This is a genomic window from Bradyrhizobium sp. HKCCYLRH2015, assembly GCF_051168215.1.
Classification (GTDB): domain Bacteria; phylum Pseudomonadota; class Alphaproteobacteria; order Rhizobiales; family Xanthobacteraceae; genus Bradyrhizobium.
In genome coordinates this window covers 312,969-330,508 of record NZ_JBNPUO010000002.1, presented here as the reverse complement: position 1 = coordinate 330,508, position 17,540 = coordinate 312,969, and the positions used below count along the sequence as shown (strand labels likewise).

Annotated in this window: 21 protein-coding genes; 8 read left to right on the top strand and 13 right to left on the bottom strand. The window is 65.0% G+C overall.

Annotated features, from left to right (window positions below):
* Positions 1 to 138 precede the first annotated feature (138 nt).
* Entirely contained in the window at positions 139 to 534 is a 396-nt protein-coding gene (gene cycA, locus ACQR1H_RS05590; protein WP_315801889.1) for a cytochrome c-550 CycA, read from the top strand.
* A 65-nt stretch (positions 535 to 599) separates the two neighbouring features.
* Here the strand turns inward: cycA and ACQR1H_RS05585 are convergent, their stop codons facing one another.
* Positions 600 to 1,559 carry an alpha/beta fold hydrolase gene (locus tag ACQR1H_RS05585; RefSeq protein WP_434907256.1) on the bottom strand — a complete coding sequence of 320 codons (960 nt, stop codon included), beginning with the start codon at positions 1,557 to 1,559 and terminating at the stop codon, positions 600 to 602.
* 251 nt (positions 1,560 to 1,810) lie between these two features.
* Between ACQR1H_RS05585 and ACQR1H_RS05580 the strand changes: the two genes are divergently transcribed.
* Positions 1,811 to 1,993 (top strand): hypothetical protein, encoded by a 183-nt coding sequence (locus ACQR1H_RS05580; RefSeq protein ID WP_015669379.1) that lies wholly within the window; start codon positions 1,811 to 1,813, stop codon positions 1,991 to 1,993.
* Between the two features lie 20 nt (positions 1,994 to 2,013).
* Here ACQR1H_RS05580 and ACQR1H_RS05575 read toward each other — a convergent pair whose 3' ends face one another.
* The 3 genes from ACQR1H_RS05575 to ykgO form a co-directional block, all read right to left on the bottom strand.
* Complete coding sequence (locus ACQR1H_RS05575; protein WP_315801887.1) at positions 2,014 to 2,265, bottom strand: hypothetical protein; 252 nt, start codon at positions 2,263 to 2,265, stop codon at positions 2,014 to 2,016.
* Positions 2,266 to 2,367: 102 nt separating this feature from the next.
* The gene (locus ACQR1H_RS05570) at positions 2,368 to 2,997 is read right to left on the bottom strand and encodes a tetratricopeptide repeat protein (RefSeq protein WP_434907255.1); all 630 of its coding nucleotides are present in this window, start codon (positions 2,995 to 2,997) and stop codon (positions 2,368 to 2,370) included.
* Positions 2,998 to 3,096: 99 nt separating this feature from the next.
* A complete protein-coding gene (ykgO, locus tag ACQR1H_RS05565; RefSeq protein ID WP_006611362.1) occupies positions 3,097 to 3,222 on the bottom strand; it encodes a type B 50S ribosomal protein L36 in 126 nt (41 codons plus the stop codon).
* A gap of 268 nt (positions 3,223 to 3,490) precedes the next feature.
* On the opposite strand from ykgO, the gene ACQR1H_RS05560 reads away from it, so the two are divergent.
* The 3 genes from ACQR1H_RS05560 (at position 3,491) to ACQR1H_RS05550 (ending at position 5,669) form a co-directional block, all read left to right on the top strand.
* Complete coding sequence (locus tag ACQR1H_RS05560) at positions 3,491 to 4,375, top strand: amidohydrolase family protein (RefSeq protein WP_315801885.1); 885 nt, start codon at positions 3,491 to 3,493, stop codon at positions 4,373 to 4,375.
* Positions 4,376 to 4,465: 90 nt separating this feature from the next.
* Positions 4,466 to 5,212 (top strand): haloacid dehalogenase type II, encoded by a 747-nt coding sequence (locus ACQR1H_RS05555; RefSeq protein WP_434907254.1) that lies wholly within the window; start codon positions 4,466 to 4,468, stop codon positions 5,210 to 5,212.
* Entirely contained in the window at positions 5,202 to 5,669 is a 468-nt protein-coding gene (locus ACQR1H_RS05550) for a YbaK/EbsC family protein (RefSeq protein ID WP_316179519.1), read from the top strand. Before ACQR1H_RS05555 ends, ACQR1H_RS05550 begins: the two co-directional genes overlap by 11 nt.
* 23 nt (positions 5,670 to 5,692) lie before the next feature.
* Here ACQR1H_RS05550 and ACQR1H_RS05545 read toward each other — a convergent pair whose 3' ends face one another.
* Complete coding sequence (locus tag ACQR1H_RS05545; RefSeq protein ID WP_315801882.1) at positions 5,693 to 6,601, bottom strand: LysR family transcriptional regulator; 909 nt, start codon at positions 6,599 to 6,601, stop codon at positions 5,693 to 5,695.
* A 130-nt stretch (positions 6,602 to 6,731) separates the two neighbouring features.
* On the opposite strand from ACQR1H_RS05545, the gene ACQR1H_RS05540 reads away from it, so the two are divergent.
* The 3 genes from ACQR1H_RS05540 to ACQR1H_RS05530 all read left to right on the top strand — a co-directional run bounded on the left by ACQR1H_RS05540 (position 6,732) and on the right by ACQR1H_RS05530 (position 8,323).
* On the top strand, positions 6,732 to 7,430 hold the full coding sequence (locus ACQR1H_RS05540) for a pirin family protein (protein WP_434886205.1): 699 nt from the start codon (positions 6,732 to 6,734) through the stop codon (positions 7,428 to 7,430).
* Between the two features lie 75 nt (positions 7,431 to 7,505).
* Positions 7,506 to 8,105, top strand: a complete 600-nt coding sequence (wrbA, locus tag ACQR1H_RS05535; RefSeq protein WP_315801880.1) for an NAD(P)H:quinone oxidoreductase — start codon at positions 7,506 to 7,508, stop codon at positions 8,103 to 8,105.
* Positions 8,106 to 8,176: 71 nt separating this feature from the next.
* Positions 8,177 to 8,323: a hypothetical protein gene (locus ACQR1H_RS05530; RefSeq protein WP_315801879.1), complete on the top strand. Its 147-nt coding sequence runs from the start codon at positions 8,177 to 8,179 to the stop codon at positions 8,321 to 8,323.
* On the opposite strand, the gene ACQR1H_RS05525 is transcribed toward ACQR1H_RS05530, so the two are convergent.
* The 8 genes from ACQR1H_RS05525 to ACQR1H_RS05490 form a co-directional block, all read right to left on the bottom strand.
* The gene (locus ACQR1H_RS05525; RefSeq protein ID WP_315801878.1) at positions 8,310 to 8,900 is read right to left on the bottom strand and encodes a 3-keto-disaccharide hydrolase; all 591 of its coding nucleotides are present in this window, start codon (positions 8,898 to 8,900) and stop codon (positions 8,310 to 8,312) included. The genes ACQR1H_RS05530 and ACQR1H_RS05525 overlap by 14 nt on opposite strands.
* Before the next feature lie 97 nt (positions 8,901 to 8,997).
* Positions 8,998 to 9,858: a D-amino-acid transaminase gene (locus tag ACQR1H_RS05520; protein WP_315801877.1), complete on the bottom strand. Its 861-nt coding sequence runs from the start codon at positions 9,856 to 9,858 to the stop codon at positions 8,998 to 9,000.
* Between the two features lie 113 nt (positions 9,859 to 9,971).
* On the bottom strand, positions 9,972 to 10,703 hold the full coding sequence (locus ACQR1H_RS05515; protein WP_316179526.1) for an amino acid ABC transporter ATP-binding protein: 732 nt from the start codon (positions 10,701 to 10,703) through the stop codon (positions 9,972 to 9,974).
* A 9-nt stretch (positions 10,704 to 10,712) separates the two neighbouring features.
* Entirely contained in the window at positions 10,713 to 11,405 is a 693-nt protein-coding gene (locus tag ACQR1H_RS05510) for an amino acid ABC transporter permease (protein ID WP_315801875.1), read from the bottom strand.
* A gap of 1 nt (position 11,406) precedes the next feature.
* The gene (locus ACQR1H_RS05505; RefSeq protein ID WP_315801874.1) at positions 11,407 to 12,138 is read right to left on the bottom strand and encodes an amino acid ABC transporter permease; all 732 of its coding nucleotides are present in this window, start codon (positions 12,136 to 12,138) and stop codon (positions 11,407 to 11,409) included.
* A gap of 191 nt (positions 12,139 to 12,329) precedes the next feature.
* Complete coding sequence (locus ACQR1H_RS05500; protein WP_315801873.1) at positions 12,330 to 13,244, bottom strand: amino acid ABC transporter substrate-binding protein; 915 nt, start codon at positions 13,242 to 13,244, stop codon at positions 12,330 to 12,332.
* 367 nt (positions 13,245 to 13,611) lie between these two features.
* A complete protein-coding gene (locus ACQR1H_RS05495; RefSeq protein ID WP_434889539.1) occupies positions 13,612 to 14,994 on the bottom strand; it encodes a M20 family metallopeptidase in 1,383 nt (460 codons plus the stop codon).
* 834 nt (positions 14,995 to 15,828) lie between these two features.
* Positions 15,829 to 17,493: a thiamine pyrophosphate-binding protein gene (locus ACQR1H_RS05490; protein ID WP_434889540.1), complete on the bottom strand. Its 1,665-nt coding sequence runs from the start codon at positions 17,491 to 17,493 to the stop codon at positions 15,829 to 15,831.
* Positions 17,494 to 17,540 lie beyond the last annotated feature (47 nt).

Sequence of the window (17,540 nt, the reverse complement as noted above, 5' to 3'; positions counted from 1 at the left end):
TCCGCATCGAAGTTTGCGGCAGAGCAACAAGCTCAGCCATTATGCTGATTTGCCTCAGCGCATCCCCGCTTGTGCCTCGCCTGAGGCCATGCCACAACCTGCGCGCAAACTCGTCTCGTAACCCACAGAGCCTGATCCATGAAGAAAATGACTTTGAGCGCGCTCGTCATCCTCGCCTCGTCGTCGCTGGCGTCTGCCGCGCTGGCGCAGGATGCGGCCGCCGGCAAGACGTCCTTCAACAAGTGCCTGCCCTGCCATTCGATCGGCGAGGGCGCGAAGAACAAGGTCGGCCCGGAGCTGAACGGCCTCGACGGCCGCAAGTCGGGCAGCGCGCCGGACTACAACTATTCGGAAGCCAACAAGAATTCGGGCATTACCTGGAACGAGGCGGTCTTCAAAGAATACATCAAGGATCCGAAGGCCAAGATTCCCGGCACCAAGATGACCTTCGCCGGCATCAAGAACGAGACCGAGATCAACAATCTCTGGGCCTATGTGTCGTCGTTCGACAAGGACGGCAAGCAGAAGCAGTAAGCGGCCGCCGGCCGACCCATCAGCTCGCCTGCAAAGCCCCGGCCGACCGCCGGGGCTTTTTTGCATCACGGCGCCACGGCATCGGCCGTGGCGACGGCCGCGACGATGCGGTCGACCTCGCCGGCCACCAGTTCCGGCACCGCGTTCTGGACCATGTGCCCGAGCTCGGGCAGCACGATCAGCCGGCTGTGCGGCACGACCTGGGCGAGCGGGCGGGCATGGATGTCGGTATAGACCGTCCGGTCGGCCTCGCCCGCCACGATCGTGACCGGAACCTTGATCTCGCCATAGCGCGGCGCCTGCTCGATCACGGCCTGCTTCAGGGTGACGAGATCGCGCGCATTGGCGATGAACTCGCGCGGGCGCAGCAGCAGCGGCGTCGCGGTCCGGTCGACGAAATCGTCCGGCATGGCCTGCGGCGCGAACACGCCGCGGGCGCCGGGCGCCATCAGCGCCAGACCGAACGGCAGCGTGATCGTATGCGCCAGCAATGGCCCGACCACCGGCGTGGTGACGGCCTCGTTGTAGCGCCCGACCCCGCCCCGCCAGGGATACGCGACCGGCGCCAGCATCACGAGGCCCGCGACCCGGTCGGGGAAATCGAGCGCCATGCGCAGGCCGAGCGCGCCACTCCAGGAATGCACCACCAGGACGACCTGGCCGACCCCGAGCCGCGCCAGCGCCTCATCCAGCATGCGGGCCTGAGCGGCGGGCGTGGAATCCTCGGGCCTGATACGCGGGCTCCAGCCGTGGCCGGGACGGTCGACCAGCAGCACCCGGTGGCGCTGCGCGAGCAGGTCGCCGAGCGGCCTGCGCATCGCCTCGAGGTTCGAGCTGGCGCCGTGGAGCAGCAACAGTGGCGGCTTTTCGCTGTCGCGGGGCCCGATATCCACAAGATTGATCGTCGCACCCTCGACATTGATGGCCTGCCCTTGCGCCGGGTAACGGCGCTCGAGCACCGCCACACCGGCGCGCGTGAGCACCGCCAGGAGCGCCAAAGTGCCCACCAAGAACATTGAAATCATTGATAGTTTTCTGCCTGTCACAGTGACAGTTACGGTGCAGATCCGCGGGAGTTGCAGATCCGGCCGCGTTGTCTCGTCGTTTCGCCCGGGAATCCTGTCATCACCGCGTCGTCGGCCATTTTATAACCATGGTCGGGACTTTTCCTCGCAATCGGCTGATGGCCGTGAATTACTTCCGGTCGGGTCATTGCGTGGTCTGAGCACGATGACCGGCCCTGAGTTTAGTTTGGTGTTTTGGGAGGGGGTTACCGATGAGTGTTCGTTCGAGCGAGACGGCTATCGACGAGATCGTCGCGAGCTGCAATGGCGATCTCCGTGGCGCGCTGAAGGCGCTGCTGCTGGTCAACGAGCACCTCGAGGCCGAGATCGCGCAGCTTTATGCCGCGGCTGCCCAGTACGGCCTGCCGGACCGCCGCAGCACCGCGTTCCACTGAGCGATCCGACCGGGCGACGATCAGTCCTCGGCTGTGATGTCCTTGTTCGGGCAGGCGTTGATCGTGGAGCGCGCGAGCTTGGCGTCGTCCAGCGACTTAAAGGGGCCGGACGCGAACCAGATGTCGCCCATGGTGGGGGTGACGACCGGATTGCTGGTCACGATCTCGCAGCGATTGGTGGCGCGGTTGCCGACCACCCAGAACATGTCTTCGGCCCACGCGGCCGTGGCCGCCGTGATCACCAGCGCTGCCGCCAGCACCGCACGCGTCATTGCGCCTCTCCTGCCGACAAATCTCGATCAAGAGGCACGTGGGGTTACGCGGTCCCGCCAGCAAGAGCGGCGCTCAGCACATGGTTAACGGCAGGTCCGGCGTCAGATGTCGCGGCCTTCGACCTTTTCGGTCAGCGTCTTGACCAGCTCCGGCACCTTGTCCAGATGCGGATTGACCTCGAGCGCCTTGCGGAACGCATCCAGCGCCCGCTTCTCCTCGCCGAGATCCTGCATGATCATGCCGAGACCTGCGAGCGCGCCGAAGTGCCGCGGCTCACGGAGCAGGACCTGCTGGATGTCGGCCAGCGAGCGGCCGTAATCGTTCTGGAGGTAATAGATCGTCGCGCGACGGTTCCAGGCCTCGACGTAATCGGGCCGGAGCTTGATGACCGAATCGAGCAGCTTGAGCGCGACGTCGTTCTGCTTCGCGTCCATCGCGGCCTTGGAGCGCGCCATCAGCAGGGCAACGGTATCGCTGGGAGTCTGCAGCCAGATCGCCCAGATCCGCGCCTCGACGTGCTTGGCGCTGATATCGTCCGGCGCGGCCTTCAGGGCGCCGAACAGGAAATCGAGGCCCTTGGTCTTGTCGGCCCCGACCTTGGGCAGCTTGGCGGGCGCCTCGGGCGGCTTCGGCTTGGGAGCCGCACGCGGCTCGCCCTGCGCTTGCGCAAGGTGCGGTATGGAAATGACGACGGCGGCGAGCAGGACCGCCTGGAAAGTTCGCTTTGCCATCCGCCGAGTGTAGACGCAGTCCGCGCGTCCTGCAAAGCAGCACACGCGTCAAACGCCTGTGAGCGGACTGGCGACCGCGGCCGGATCAGCCTCGTTCGATCAACCCTGGCGGGCCTTGAAGCGGCGCTGGACCTTGTTGATCACGTAGACGCGGCCCTTGCGGCGGACCAGACGGTTGGCACGGTGGCGGCCACGCAGCGACTTCAGCGAGTTACGGACCTTCATGGGACATCCTGATACGTTGAAAGGCCGTGTTGGACAGGCCGGAAGTGGCAAACAGTGAGGTGGCAAATAGAAAAGGAGTTCCGCAAGCGACCAAGCCGCCCGGATTGGCCGGTTTCTAACCACCGGCCCGCCGGATGTCAATCATGGCGGCGCCGGACTTCAACAGAAGCTGCCGGCCAGCAGCCCGCCGATCCAACTTGGCGATTGCCAAATTCGTTATATCCTATAATCAATTTCTCAAAGCCAAGAACCAACCCCGGGAACGCCCATGCCCAAGCTCGCTCTGCCCAAGATCGACGACGTCGTCGCCATCGACATCCATACCCATGCCGAGGAGCCCTGCGGCATGCATGCAGATGACGGCTACGACGATTTCCAGGCCCAGATGGCCGACTACTTCAAGTCGCCGCACAAGCACCCGCCGACGGTGCCGGAGACGGCCGCCTATTATCGTTCGAAGAACATCGCCGCGGTGATCTTCCCGGTCGACGCCGAGCGCGAGACCGGCTTCCGCCGCTACAACAATTACGAGATGCTCGAGGTCGCCTCAGACCATCTCGATGTGCTGATCCCCTTCGTCAGCATCGATCCGCACAAGGGCAAGCTCGGCGTCCGCGAGGCGCGCAAGCTGATCGAGGAGTATGGCGTCCGCGGCTTCAAGTTCCACCCGACCATGCAGGGCTTCTACGCCAACGACCGCCTCGCCTATCCGCTGTACGAGGCGATCAACGACGGCGGCGCGATTGCGCTGTTCCACACCGGCCAGACCGGCGTCGGCTCGGGCATGCCGGGGGGCATGGGGATGCGGCTGAAGTACTCGAACCCGATGTACATGGACGACGTCGCGGCCGATTTCCCCGATCTCAAGATCATCCTCGCCCATCCCTCCTTCCCCTGGCAGGAGGAGGCGCTGTCGGTGGCGACCCACAAGCCCAACGTCTACATCGATCTCTCGGGCTGGTCGCCGAAATACTTCCCGCCGATCCTCGTCCGCTACATCAACTCGATCCTGCAGGACAAGATGCTGTTCGGCTCGGACTGGCCGGTGATCACCCCTGACCGCTGGCTCGCCGATTTCGCCAAGCTCGACATCCGCGACGAGATCCGGCCGAAGGTGTTGAAGGCCAACGCGCGCAGGCTGCTCGGGATCTGAGATCGTCCGGTCCGCAAGGATCGTGCTAGTCTACGCAGGCGCGGTGACCCATCGGTCATCGCGCCTGTTCGAGGTGGTCAGGTGAGCGCCATGCCGTTCAAAGCTGTCGTCTTCGACGCCTATGGCACGCTGTACGATATCCAGTCAGTGGCGGCGGTCACCGAGCAGGCCTTTCCCGGCCACGGCGACATCATCACCCAGATCTGGCGCATCAAGCAGCTCGAATACACCTGGCTGCGCTCGCTGATGCAGCGCTACGAGGATTTTTCGGTCGTCACCCGCGAGTCGCTGCTCTATGCGCTGCGCGTTCTCGGCCTGCAGGCCGATGCGATCACACGCGATCGCATCATCGCCAAATATCTCGATCTCGATCCCTACCCTGATGCACGCGCCGCGCTCGCCGCGATGAAGGACCGCCGGCTCGCGATCCTCTCCAACGGGAGCCCCGCGATGCTCGACGGCCTGGTGAAGGCCAGCGGCTTCGATGCTATGCTCGATGCGGTCATCAGCGTCGATGCCCACAAGATCTTCAAGCCGAGTCCCGAAGCGTATACGCTGATCGCGGAGACACTTGGACTTGCACCTGCCGAAGTGCTGTTCGTGTCCTCCAATCCCTGGGACGTCTGCGGCGCCAAGGCGTTCGGCCTCAACGTTGCCTGGATCGAGCGCGTCACTCCCGAGGCCATGGCGGCGGCCTGCGACAAGACCGATCTCGTGTCCCCGCTCACGATGTTCAAGGCGCTGCGCACCCAGATGGACGAGTTGGGTTTTGCGCCCGATTATCGTATTGCTTCGCTCTCCGAATTGCCTGAGATCGTCAATACGCATGAGCCTTGAATCCGTCCGCGCCTTCTTCGCTGAAAAAGCCCCCGACATCGACGTCCTCGTCTCCAGCCAGAGCTCCGCAACCGTGGCGCTCGCGGCGGAAGCCTATGGCGTGGAGCCGGCCCGCATCGCCAAGACGCTGTCGTTGCGCGTCGGCGAACGCGTCATCCTGATCGTCGCTGCCGGGAACGCCCGCATGGACAACAAGAAGGTCAAGGCTCAGTTCGGCGGCAAGCCGAAGATGCTGGGTCTCGACGAGGTCGCCGACATCACGGGGCACGAGGTCGGCGGCGTCTGCCCGTTCGGGCTGAAGTCGCCGCTGCCGGTGTATTGCGATCTGTCGCTGAAGGCCTTCGACATCGTCGTGCCCGCGGCGGGCTCGACCCACAGCGCGGTGAAGATCACGCCGGATCGCATGGCCGAGTTGACAGAAGCGGCATGGGTCGACGTCTGCGAGGTGCAGTCCTGATCGGCTGAGATCGGCGGGCGCGCTCATCGCTTCTTCGCCTTCGCGAGCTCCTTCACCAGAAACTCCGTCAGCACTTCGACCCGCGCGGGGCGCGGGCCGCCGGGCGGCATCACCAGGTGCATCGCGCCTTCCGGCTGGCTCCAGCCCTTCAGCACCACCTCGACCTCGCCCGACGCGATCGCGTCGCCCACGATGAAATCCGGCAGGTCTGCGATGCCGAGCCCGGCGCGCACCGCCGGCAACAGCGCCTCGCCATTGTTGACGCGCAGCTGTCCCGCCGGCCGCACGCTGGCCTGCTCGCCGGCCGCATTGGTGTAGTGCCAAACGCCGGCCGTGGAGAGATAGGCGTAGCCGAAGCATTTGTGCTCGGCGAGATGCATCGGGTGCGTCGGCCGGCCGTGGCGTTTCAGATAGGACGGCGCCGCCACCGTGTAGCGCGGCATGGCGCAGAGCCGGCGCGCGAGCAGCGAGGAGTCCGGCAGCCGCGCGATGCGCAGTGCGAGATCGAAACCTTCGCCGATCAAATCGACGGTGGCGTCGCTCATGTGGAGGTCGATCGAGACCTCCGGATATTGCTCCAGGAACGCCGGCAGCAGCGGCGCGATCTTCTTGACGCCGAACGTCATCGGCACCGCGAAGCGCACCAGGCCGCGCGGCGTCAGCGACTGCGCGAGCGCCTCGGTCTCCGCCGCCTCGCCATCGGCGAGCAGCTGCGCGGCGCGCTCGGACAGCCGCTGACCGGCATCCGTCAGCGCCAGGCGCCGCGAGGTGCGGTTGAACAGCCGCGTGCCTAGACGCTCCTCCAGCCGGCTCACCGCCTTGGAGACGGAGGCCTTGGAGAGGCTCAGCTCCTGCGCGGCGCCGGCGAAGGAGCGCAGCTCGACGACCTTGGCGAAGATCGCCATCGCCTCGAAATCCGGAAGTCGCGCCATTCCTTCAAATCTCTCTTTTGGAAACAATAGGTTTCAATAGTTTCTATTTCTATACTCCGATCGCCGCCTTATTCCAATGCCCAACGGCACGGCGGCACCGGCCGACCGTTGCAACCACAGGAGCAGACCCATGATCGAACTGAAGCCCTTTGCGGCGCTGGGCGGCGCCGACCACGGCTGGCTCAAGGCCAAGCACCATTTCTCGTTCGCGAGCTACTACGACCCCAGCAACATGGGCCACGGCGCCCTGCGCGTCTGGAACGATGACGAGATCGCACCGAACACCGGCTTCCCCGCGCATCCCCATCGCAACATGGAGATCATCACCTATGTCCGCGAGGGCGCGATCACCCATCAGGACAGCCTCGGCAACAAGGGCCGCACCGAGGCCGGCGACGTCCAGGTGATGAGCGCGGGCAGCGGCATCCGCCACTCCGAGTACAATCTCGAGCCGACCACGACCCGTATCTTCCAGATCTGGATCGAGCCGACCACCGACGGCGGCCAGCCGACCTGGGGCGCCAAGCCGTTCCCGAAGTCCGATCGCTCCGGCAAGATGGTGACGCTCGCGAGCGGCTTCGCAGACGACGGCGACGCGTTGCCGATCCGCGCCAAGGCACGCGTACTCGGCACCACGCTGAAGGCCGGCGAGACCGCCGAGTACGATGCCGACAAGGCCCGGCATATCTATCTCGTGCCTGCCGCCGGAAGCGTCGAAGTGAACGGCGTCCGCGTCAACGCTCGTGACGGCGCCGCCATCCGCGACGAGGCCACGCTGAAGATCACGGCGCTCGAAGATTCCGAACTGGTGCTGGTCGACGCCGCTTAAGTCTGTTTCGCGATCCCGGTCGGCTCTCCGGCCGGGACGCCCTCCCCGATCACTCGCATTCCCACGGAGACTTCCATGACCAAGGTTCTCGTTCTCTACTATTCCGCCTACGGCCACATCGAAGCGATGGCCAACGCCGTCGCCGAAGGCGCCCGCGAAGCCGGCGCCGCCGTCGACATCAAGCGCGTGCCGGAGCTCGTGCCCGCCGACGTCGCCAAGGCCTCGCACTACAAGCTCGACCAGGCCGCACCGATCGCCAAGGTCGAGGAGCTCGCCAACTATGACGCCATCATCGTCGGCACCGGCACCCGCTTCGGTCGCATGGCCTCGCAGATGGCCAACTTCCTCGACCAGGCCGGCGGCCTCTGGGCCAAGGGCGCGCTGAACGGCAAGGTCGGCGGCGCCTTCACCTCGACCGCGACCCAGCATGGCGGCCAGGAGGTCACGCTGTTCTCGATCATCACCAACCTCTTGCATTTCGGCATGACCATCGTCGGCCTCAACTACGGCTTCGCCGGCCAGATGAAGCTCGACGAGATCACCGGCGGCTCGCCCTATGGCGCGACCACCATCACTGGCGGCGACGGCAGCCGGCTGCCGAGCGAGAACGAGCTGGCGGGGGCGCGCTATCAAGGGCGCGTGATCGCCGAGACCGCAAAGAAGCTGCATGGCTGACGCGACTGGGGCGGCACTTCCGTCACCGAAGCGCCGCCCCATCTCGTCGGAAGAAAGTGAGGGAGTCCGCAATGCCCGCCATGCTCGAACTGGTGACGCTGGCCAGGCTGGCCCGCCATCCTCTGCAGATGATGGCGCGCCATTGGTACTGCAAGGGCCTTTACCGCGCGAGCCGCGGTCAGCGCCGCTGCCCGGAATGCACCGCTATAGCGGCTTGATCTGCACCTTCTTGAACTTCACGACGCCCGAGCCGTATTGCAGGGCGATCGGCCCCGCAGCATGCTTGCTGTCGTCGACGTCGACGGTCTTCTCGCCGTTGAGCATCACGGTCAGCCGCGTGCCCTTGGCGGTGATCTCGTAGGTGTTCCACTTGCCGCCGGCCTTCGGCATCGGATCGACCTTGGACACGTCGACGATGGCGCCGGTGCCGTATTTCGGATCGGGCCGCTTGTCGAAGATGTTGACCTCGTAGCAGATGTTGGAGTCGATCTTCGTCGACTGGTCGCAACGGATGAAGATGCCGCTGTTGGCGGCGTCGTCGACCCAGAACTCGGCCTTGATCTGGAAATCCTTGTAGCTGGCCTTGGTGACCAGATAGGACGGATCCTTGCCGTCGAGCTTGTCGGCCATCAGCACGCCGTCCTTCGCCTCCCAATTGGCCTTGCCGACCTCGGCGAATTCGACCTTCTTGTCACCGTCGACCAGGGTCACCCAGCCGTCATCGGCGAATGCCGTCCCCCAGCTCGCGCCCGCAATCAACAGTCCGGCCGCAAGCCCGCACAAGCGATACCGCATCGAAACGCCTCCCCGTTTTTGTTTGGTTCGCCGCCACGATAGCAAAGCGCCGGACGAAGCAAACGGGTTTCGATGCTGCATCTGCTCTCTCGTCGAACTACACCGCCGTCGCGCGCGCAAAATCGACATAGATCTCGCGCAGCCGCGCCGCGACCGGGCCAGGCTTGCCGTCGCCGACCGGCTTGCCGTCGATCGTGACCACCGGCTGCACGAACGAGCTCGCGCTGGTGATGAAGGCCTCCTTCGCCGCGAGCGCCTCCTCCACGGTGAACAGCCGCTCCTCGACCTTGAGCTGACGCTCCTCGGCGAGCTTCACCACCGCCTTGCGGGTGCAGCCCGGCAGGATGGCGTTGGAGTTCGGCCTGGTGACGATGACGTCGTCCTTGGTCAGGATGAAGGCGGAGGACGAGCCGCCCTCGGTCACGTGACCATCCTCGACCATCCAGGCCTCTCCAGCGCCGGCGGCCGCAGCCGCCTGCTTCGCCAGCACCTGCGCCAGCAGCGCGACGCTCTTGATGTCGCGCCGCGCCCAGCGGATGTCGGGCACGGTGATGACGCCGATGCCCGCCGTCGCCGAGGGTGCATCGACGATGTTCTTGGCGGTCACGAACATCACCAGCGTCGGCTTGACGTCGCCTTTCGGAAACGGGAAGTCGCGGCCCTTGTCAGCGCCCCGCGTGACCTGCAGATAGACCATGCCCTGGTCGAGCCGGTTGCGCGCGACCAGCTCCTTCTGCAGCGCCTCGATTCGCGCCAGGCTCTCCGGCAGCGCCAGCCCGATCTCGCCGACCGAGCGCTCCAGCCGGGCGAGGTGCGAGGCGCTGTCGACCAGCTTGCCGTCGAGCACCGCCGCCACCTCATAGATGCCGTCGGCGAACAGGAAGCCGCGATCGAGCACCGAGACCTTGGCCTCGGACAGGGGCACGAAGGCGCCGTTGACGTAAGCGATGGGGTCCAAGGCGGTATCTCCTTTCTCATCAGCGCACGCATAGTCCTTAGCATGCGCCGATCGTTTCTCTCGCCGTCATTCCGGGGCGATGCGCAGCATCGAACCCGGAATGACGGGTCTAACTAGTGCGACAAAATCTTCGACAAGAACTGCTGCGCGCGCTCGCTGCGGGGCTGGCCGAAGAACTCATCCTTCTTGGCGTCCTCGACGATCTCGCCGCGGTCCATGAAGATGACGCGGTGGGCGACCTTCCTGGCAAACCCCATCTCGTGGGTCACGACCATCATGGTCATGCCCTCGCGGGCGAGATCGACCATGACGTCGAGCACCTCGCTGATCATCTCCGGATCGAGCGCCGAGGTCGGCTCGTCGAACAGCATGGCGATCGGGTCCATGGCGAGCGCACGCGCGATCGCGACACGCTGCTGCTGGCCGCCCGAGAGCTGCGCCGGAAATTTCTGCGCCTGCTCCTTCAGCCCGACGCGCTCCAGCAGCTTCATGCCCTTGGCGGTCGCTTCCTCGTGGCCGCGCCCCAGCACCTTCTGCTGGGCGAGGCAGAGATTTTCGATGATCTTCAGATGCGGAAACAGCTCGAAATGCTGGAACACCATGCCGACGCGCGAGCGCAGCTTCGGCAGGTTGGTCTTGGGATCATTGACCTTGAGACCATCGATCGTGATCGTGCCGTCCTGGAACGGCTCCAGCGCGTTGACGCATTTGATGAGGGTCGACTTGCCGGAGCCGGAGGGACCGCAGACCACCACCACCTCGCCCTTGGCGACCGATGTCGTGCAGTCCTTCAGCACCTGGAAGCTCGGGCTGTACCATTTGTTGACGTGGCTGATTTCGATCATGGGAGCCGACTACCTGATGATGGCGATGCGCGACTGCAGGCGGCGGACGCCGTAGGACGCGATGCAGGAGATGGTGAAGTAGATCAGGGCCGCGAACAGATACATCTCGACCAGCCGGCCGTCGCGCTGCGCGACCTTGGAGGCGGCGCCGAGGAAGTCCGGGATCGAGAGCACGTAGACCAGCGAAGTGTCCTGGAACAGCACGATGGTCTGGGTCAGCAGCACCGGCAGCATGTTGCGGAACGCCTGCGGCAGCACGACGTAGCGCATGGTCTGCGCATAGGTCAGTCCGAGCGCCGAGGCCGCGGCCGGCTGACCGCGCGAGATCGACTGGATGCCGGCGCGCATGATCTCGGAGAAATACGCCGCCTCGAACATGATGAAGGTGATCAGCGAGGAGGCGAAGGCGCCGACCTTGATCGGCCGCGACGATCCGGTGATCCACTGCCCGATATAGGGGACCAGGAAGTAGAACCAGAAGATCACCAGCACCAGCGGCAGCGAGCGCATGAAGTCGACATAGAGCCCGGCGATCCAGCCCATCACGCGATAGCCGGACAGCCGCATCAGCGCGATCATGGTGCCGAAGACGAGACCGCCAAAAGCCGACAGCGCGGTCAGCGTCAAGGTGAAGGTCATGCCGTCGATGAACAGGTAGCTCAGCGAGCGGCGGATGACGTCGAAATCGAAATTGGCCAGCATCTCATTTGCCCGTGATGTAGCCAGGGATCGCCACCGCGCGCTCCAGCAGGCGCATGCCGATCACGACGATGACGTTGATGACGAGATACATCAGCGTTGCGGCGCTGAACGCCTCGAACACCTGGAAGGAGAATTCCTGCATCTCGCGGGCGGCGCCCGTCAGCTCGATCAGACCGATCGTGATCGCCACGGCGCTGTTCTTGACCGTGTTGAGAAATTCGGACGTCAGCGGCGGCAGGATGATGCGGAAGGCCATCGGCAGCAGCACGTAGCGATAGGCCTGCAAGGTGGTGAGGCCGAGCGCGGTCGCCGCCATCATCTGGCCGCGCGGCAGCGAGCCGATGCCGGCCGCGAGCTGCACCGCGACGCGCGCCGACATGAACAGCCCGATGCCGACCGCGGCCGTATAGAACGGCGCATTCGGCATCTGTTTCAGCCACAGGCCGGCGGTTCGCGGCAGCAACTCGGGCAGCACGAAGAACCACAGGAACAGCTGCACCAGCAGCGGCATGTTGCGGAAGAACTCGACATAGACGAAGCCGATCCAGGTCGCCAATTTCGAGGGCAGACTGCGCAGGATGCCAACGATCGTGCCGCAGATCAGCGCGATCACCCAGGCCGACAGCGAGGTCACGATGGTGACCTTCAGCCCCGACAGCAGCATGTCGAAATAGGTGCCCGCTCCGGTCGGGTTCGGCTCCAGGAAGATGTGCCAGTTCCAGGTGTAGTTCACGGGGGTGTCCTGAAGTGATAGCTCGCGGTCGGTTTACGCAATGTCGCCACGAGCGACACTGCGCTCCCCTTCCCCCGCGCGAAGCGGGGAGGGGTGGGGGTCTCAGCAAAGACTGCCTCTGCGGGCCCCCTCCCCCACAAGGGGGGAGGGAGCGCACCGGCGTCGCGGCACGAGCTTAATGCGACTTCACCTTACGGCTTGTACGAATCCGGATCCGGCGAGTCCGACGGCTTGGCGAACTCAGCCTTCAGCTCGGCCGAGATCGGGGTGTTCAGGTTCAGGCCCTTCGGCGGGATCTTCTGCATGAACCACTTGTCATACAGCTTGGCGCCCTCGCCGCTGGTGTAGATCTTGGCGGTCGCGGCATCGACGACCTTCTTGAACTGCGGATCGTCCTTGCGGAGCATGATGCCGTAGGGCTCCGGCTTGGAGAACGCATCCTTGGAGATGACGTAGGCGGCCGGATCCTTGGAGCTAGCGACGAGGCTCGACAGCAGGATGTCGTCCATCACGAAAGCCACGGCGCGATCGGTCTCGACCATCAGGAAGGCTTCGGCGTGATCCTTGGCCGGGATGATGTTGATCCCAAGATTGCGTGCGGCATTGGCTTCGGTGAGCTGCTTGATGTTGGTGGTGCCGGCAGTCGACACGACCGTCTTGCCCTTCAGATCATCAATCTTGTTGATGTTGCTCGACTTCTTCGAGACGTAGCGGCTCGCCGTCAGGAAGTGGGTGTTGGTGAAGGAGATCTGCTTCTGGCGCTCGGCATTGTTGGTGGTGGAGCCGCATTCCAGATCGATGGTGCCGTTGGCGAGCAGCGGGATGCGGGTCGACGACGTCACCGGATTGAGCTTCACGTCGAGCTTGTCGAGCTTGAGCTCCTTTTTCACGGCATCGACGATGCCCATGCAGATGTCGATGGCAAAGCCGATCGGCTTCTGATTGTCGTCGAGATAGGAGAACGGGATCGAGGAGTCGCGCACGCCCAGCGTGATCGCACCGGTCTCCTTGATGTTCTTCAGGGTCCCCGTCAGGTCCTCGGCCTGCACCTGGCCGGCGCAGAGCGCGGCGGCGACGGCAAGACCGAATAGGCGAAGCTGCTTCATAACTGATCTCCTCAATCCGGCTGATCGCCGGATGCTTGCATAAACCACAGCGAACTCAAAATGGCCCCCGCCCCCGGACGATCTCCGGCCGGACGAGCGCGGGCACCATAGACCGCCCCGCGGCGGGAAGTTCTCGGACGCTTGCGACAAATTGCCTGTCCCGCGTCCCCTTCGACAAGACGTTCGGGCTGAAACGGCAGCGCCGAACGTCGGGATGGTAAACTACGATCAGCTCGCATGCCCCGCGACCAGACGAAAGTTGCAGGCGGACGGTTCCCGCACGCGGCACGCCCCTCACTCCGGCTCAGGCGGCGGGAGGTGAGCACCAATGATGCCAGGCGATGTGTGCTCATGCCTCCTTCTCGGTTCACAGCGGCTTCCGCAATTCGCCAAGATCCCAGAACAGCCCGGCCATCAGGCCGAGCGCCTCCTCCGTGACATCCAGCAGAATGTGCTCATCCGGCGCGTGCTGCGAGCAGCCCGGATAGGAATGCGGCACCCACATGGTCGGCATCTTCAACACGTCGGCAAACACGTCATTGGGCAGCGAGCCGCCGAAGTTCGGCAGCACGGCGGGCGCCTTGCCGGTGCTCATCTTGATGGAATCCGCGGCCCATTTGATCCAGGGACTGTCGATGTCGGCGCGCGAGGCCATGAAGCCCTGCGTCATGCTGACCTCGATCATCGGGAAGCCATGCGCAACGAGGTGGTTCTTCACGTCCTCCACGATGCTGTCGACCTTGGTGCCGACGACGAAACGCAGCTGCAGCACGGCACGGGCGCGGCCCGGGATCGCATTCGCCGGCTTGTCGATATTGCCGGAGGAGATCGCCAGCACCTCGAGCGTATTCCAGGCATAGAGCCGCTCCGCCGGCGTCAGCCCGTCCTCGCCCCAATTGTCGGACAGCGCCGGCTCGTCGGCGGTCGGCTCGACCTTCACGTCGGCGAGGATGGCGCGGATGGCGTTGGTGAGGCGCGGCGGCTTCAGCGACTCCAGCTTGATGCGGCCCTGGCCGTCGACCAGCGTGGAAATGGCGTTGGCGAGAATGGTCGCGGGATTGGCGAGCACGCCGCCCCAATTGCCGGAATGATTGCCGCCCTCGCGCAGGTTGACGTCGAGATGCAGCCGGATGCCGCCGCGGCAGCCGAGAAAGATGGTGGGGCGCGCGGTCGACAGCCGCGGGCCGTCCGAGCCGATGAAGACGTCGGCCTTCAAGGCGTCGCGATGCCGGTCGGCCACCTCTGCGAGATCGGGCGAGCCGATCTCCTCGCCCATCTCGATGATGAATTTGGCATTGAAGCCGAGCTTGCCGCCGCGGGCCTCGCGCACCGCGCGCAGCGCCGCCATGTTGATGCTGTGCTGGCCCTTGTTGTCGGCCGTGCCGCGGCCGTAGAGGCGGTTGCCGTCCGGCATCACCGCCCAGGGATCGCGCCTGTCGCGCCATTCGCCGGCCATGCCGTCGACGGTGTCGCCGTGGCCATAGCTGAGCATCGTCGGGGCGCTGTCGCTCTCGTGGTAGGTCGCGATCAGGAACGGCGACTTGCCGCTCGGCGAGGGCACGATCTCGGAGGAAAAGCCGAGCGCGGCAAAGGACGGCGTCAGCTCGTTGGCCAGATACGCCGCGAGGTCGTCCTTGCGCTCGGGATTGAGGCTCTCGGTGCGATAGGCGACCCGGCGGCCGAGCTCGGCCAGGAAGTCACCGCTCGTCAGGCTTTGACGGGCACGGGCGATTGCATCAATCCTGGTCATGGCGCTTTTCCAGTCACAACGAAGGCGGCGTCATATCGGGATCGTGGGCGGAGCGAAAGAGGCTGGGTTTGAATTCAATGGGTCAGCGCATGCGTCTCGGATTATGGAACTGCCATGCCTGGGAGTTGACGCGTCGGGCAGCATTGTCGCCGTCCCCGACTTACGCGCTCTCGTTCTCGCGGTGCGGTCGAGCACCCGAGCTATTGGCATGAACACCCTCACGAGACGGAGGGCGCGGGGAATGCCGGGTGAAGGCCTCACCCATGGCCCGCCTGCAGAAAGAAAAGCAGGCGGCAGTCACCACAGGTTCAGCCGAACATCCGGCATTCCCCGCGCGACGGTTTTCACGCTTATAGCGCGCTCTCCCCGGTGTCCGGCTCGATAGCCACCGTCGTCTGCGGGATCATCACCCGCGGACTTGGCGCCAGCATCGGGGCGCCAGGACCACACGCCTTCACGTCCGCAACCTGCCGTTCGTCGGCGCGGGTCTCCCCACGCTGCGGCATGCCGACAGCCGTCGCATCCCACCTCGCGTGTCGTGACGATCGCGATGCGCCCCTCCGTATGAGGCGGGATTTCGGGAATAAAGCACATCTTCGGATATTCGTAAAGAATTTTCTCGCGGCTTCTCCGCCCGCCGCCGTCCTTCGAGACGCCCGCTGCGGCGGGCTCCTCAGGACGAGGACCGAGCTTGTGGCGAAATCCTAACCTCATGGCTGGCGAGATCTCCCACCCTCATGGTGAGGAGCGCCGCTTCCCCCGGATGGTCGTGACCGAGCGAGCAGGTCGCCGCGGATGAGGTGCGGCGCGTCTCGAACCATGAGGCCGAGCTGTTCAATTCACCGCATTGCTCACCATCACCTCGATCAGCTTCGTGCCCGGCCGCCGGAAGGCCTCCGACAGCACCGACTTCAACTCACTGGGATCGCTGACGCGCAGTGACTCGCAGCCCAGCGACCGTGCCATCCCGGCGAAGTCCACCGGCGGATCGGCGAAATCCATGCCGATATAGTTGTCATCACCGTGGAACGACAGCAGCCGCTGCTTGATGATGCGATAGCCGCCATTGTTGACGATGACCACCGACAGCGGCAGCTTGTGATGCGCTGCGGTCCACAGCGCCTGGATCGAATACATCGCACTGCCGTCGCCGGAGTAGCACACGACCGGGCGGTCGGGATTGGCGAGGCTGACGCCGACCGAGGCCGGCAGGCCCCAGCCGATGCCCCCCGAGGCGAGCGCGTGATAGTTGTAGCGGTCGCGATACGGCCACAGCGCCGTCATGTAGCGCGCCGAGGTCAGGCCCTCGTCGACCAGGATGCCGTGCTCCGGCATCGCCTCGGCGACCTGCAGCGCCAGATAGTCCGAATCGATCGGCATCCGCTCGCGCGCCGCTTCGATCTGCGCGGCCAGCGTGCGGCGCCGCGCGCTCCAGTTCTTCGCGGACAATTCGGCCACGCGCTCCTGCGCACGCGCCTGCAGGGCCGCGCCGCCGAGGTCGCGCAAGAGCGGCGTGAGCTGAAGCAGCGTCTCGCGAACGTCGGCCTTGAGCGCGATCTCGGCGCCGAAATTCTTTCCCAGTTCCCAATCGACGAGGCCGATCTGCACGATCGGCAAGCCCTCGGGCAGCGGCTCGATCTCGCTGTGGACGGACATCCGCAAGGGGTCGGCGCCGAGCACGATGAGAAGATCGTGGGGTGCAAGCAGGTCGCGGACCTGCTTCTGCGCGCGCGACAATGAACCGATGTAGCAGGGATGCTCGGACAGGAAATGCGCGCCATAGGGTGCGGACTGCTGATGCACGGGAGCGCCGAGCGCCGACGCGAACTCGGCCGCGGCCTGCAGCGCATCGCTCTTGACGATCTCGTCGCCGGCGATGATCATCGGCCGCTGCGCCTTGAGAATGCGCTGCGCCAGCCCCTGCAACGCGTCCGCGGTCGGCCGCACGCGCGCATCGACCCGCGTCGACCGGCCGAGCTCGATGCCGGCTTCGGCATTGAGGATATCACCGGGCAGCGAGATGAAGACGGGGCCCGTCGGAGGCGTGGTCGCCACCTTGGCGGCGCGCCTGACGATGCGCGGCAGGTCCTCCAGCCTCGTCACCTCGACCGCCCATTTCACCAGCGGCTCGGCCATCCGCACCAGCGGACCATAGAGCAATGGCTCCATCAGGCCGTGGCCCTGCTCCTGCTGGCCGGCGGTGAGGATCATCGGCGTGCCGGTGAACTGCGCGTTGTAGAGCGAGCCCATCGCATTGCCGAGACCCGGCGCGACGTGAACGTTGCAGGCGACGAGGCGTCCCGAGGCGCGGCTGAAGCCATCGGCGATCGCCACCACCAGGCTCTCCTGCATCGCCATGACGTAGGTGAGATCGGGATGATCCTTCAGCGCGTGCATCACCGGCAGCTCGGTGGTGCCGGGATTGCCGAACAGATGCGTGATGCCCTCGTCCTTGAGCAGCGCGAGGAAGGCCGAACGTCCGGTGGTGCGGTTCTTCATGTTGCAGTTCCTCCGGCGACGCGGTGTTGTTTGTTGGTGCAAGCCCT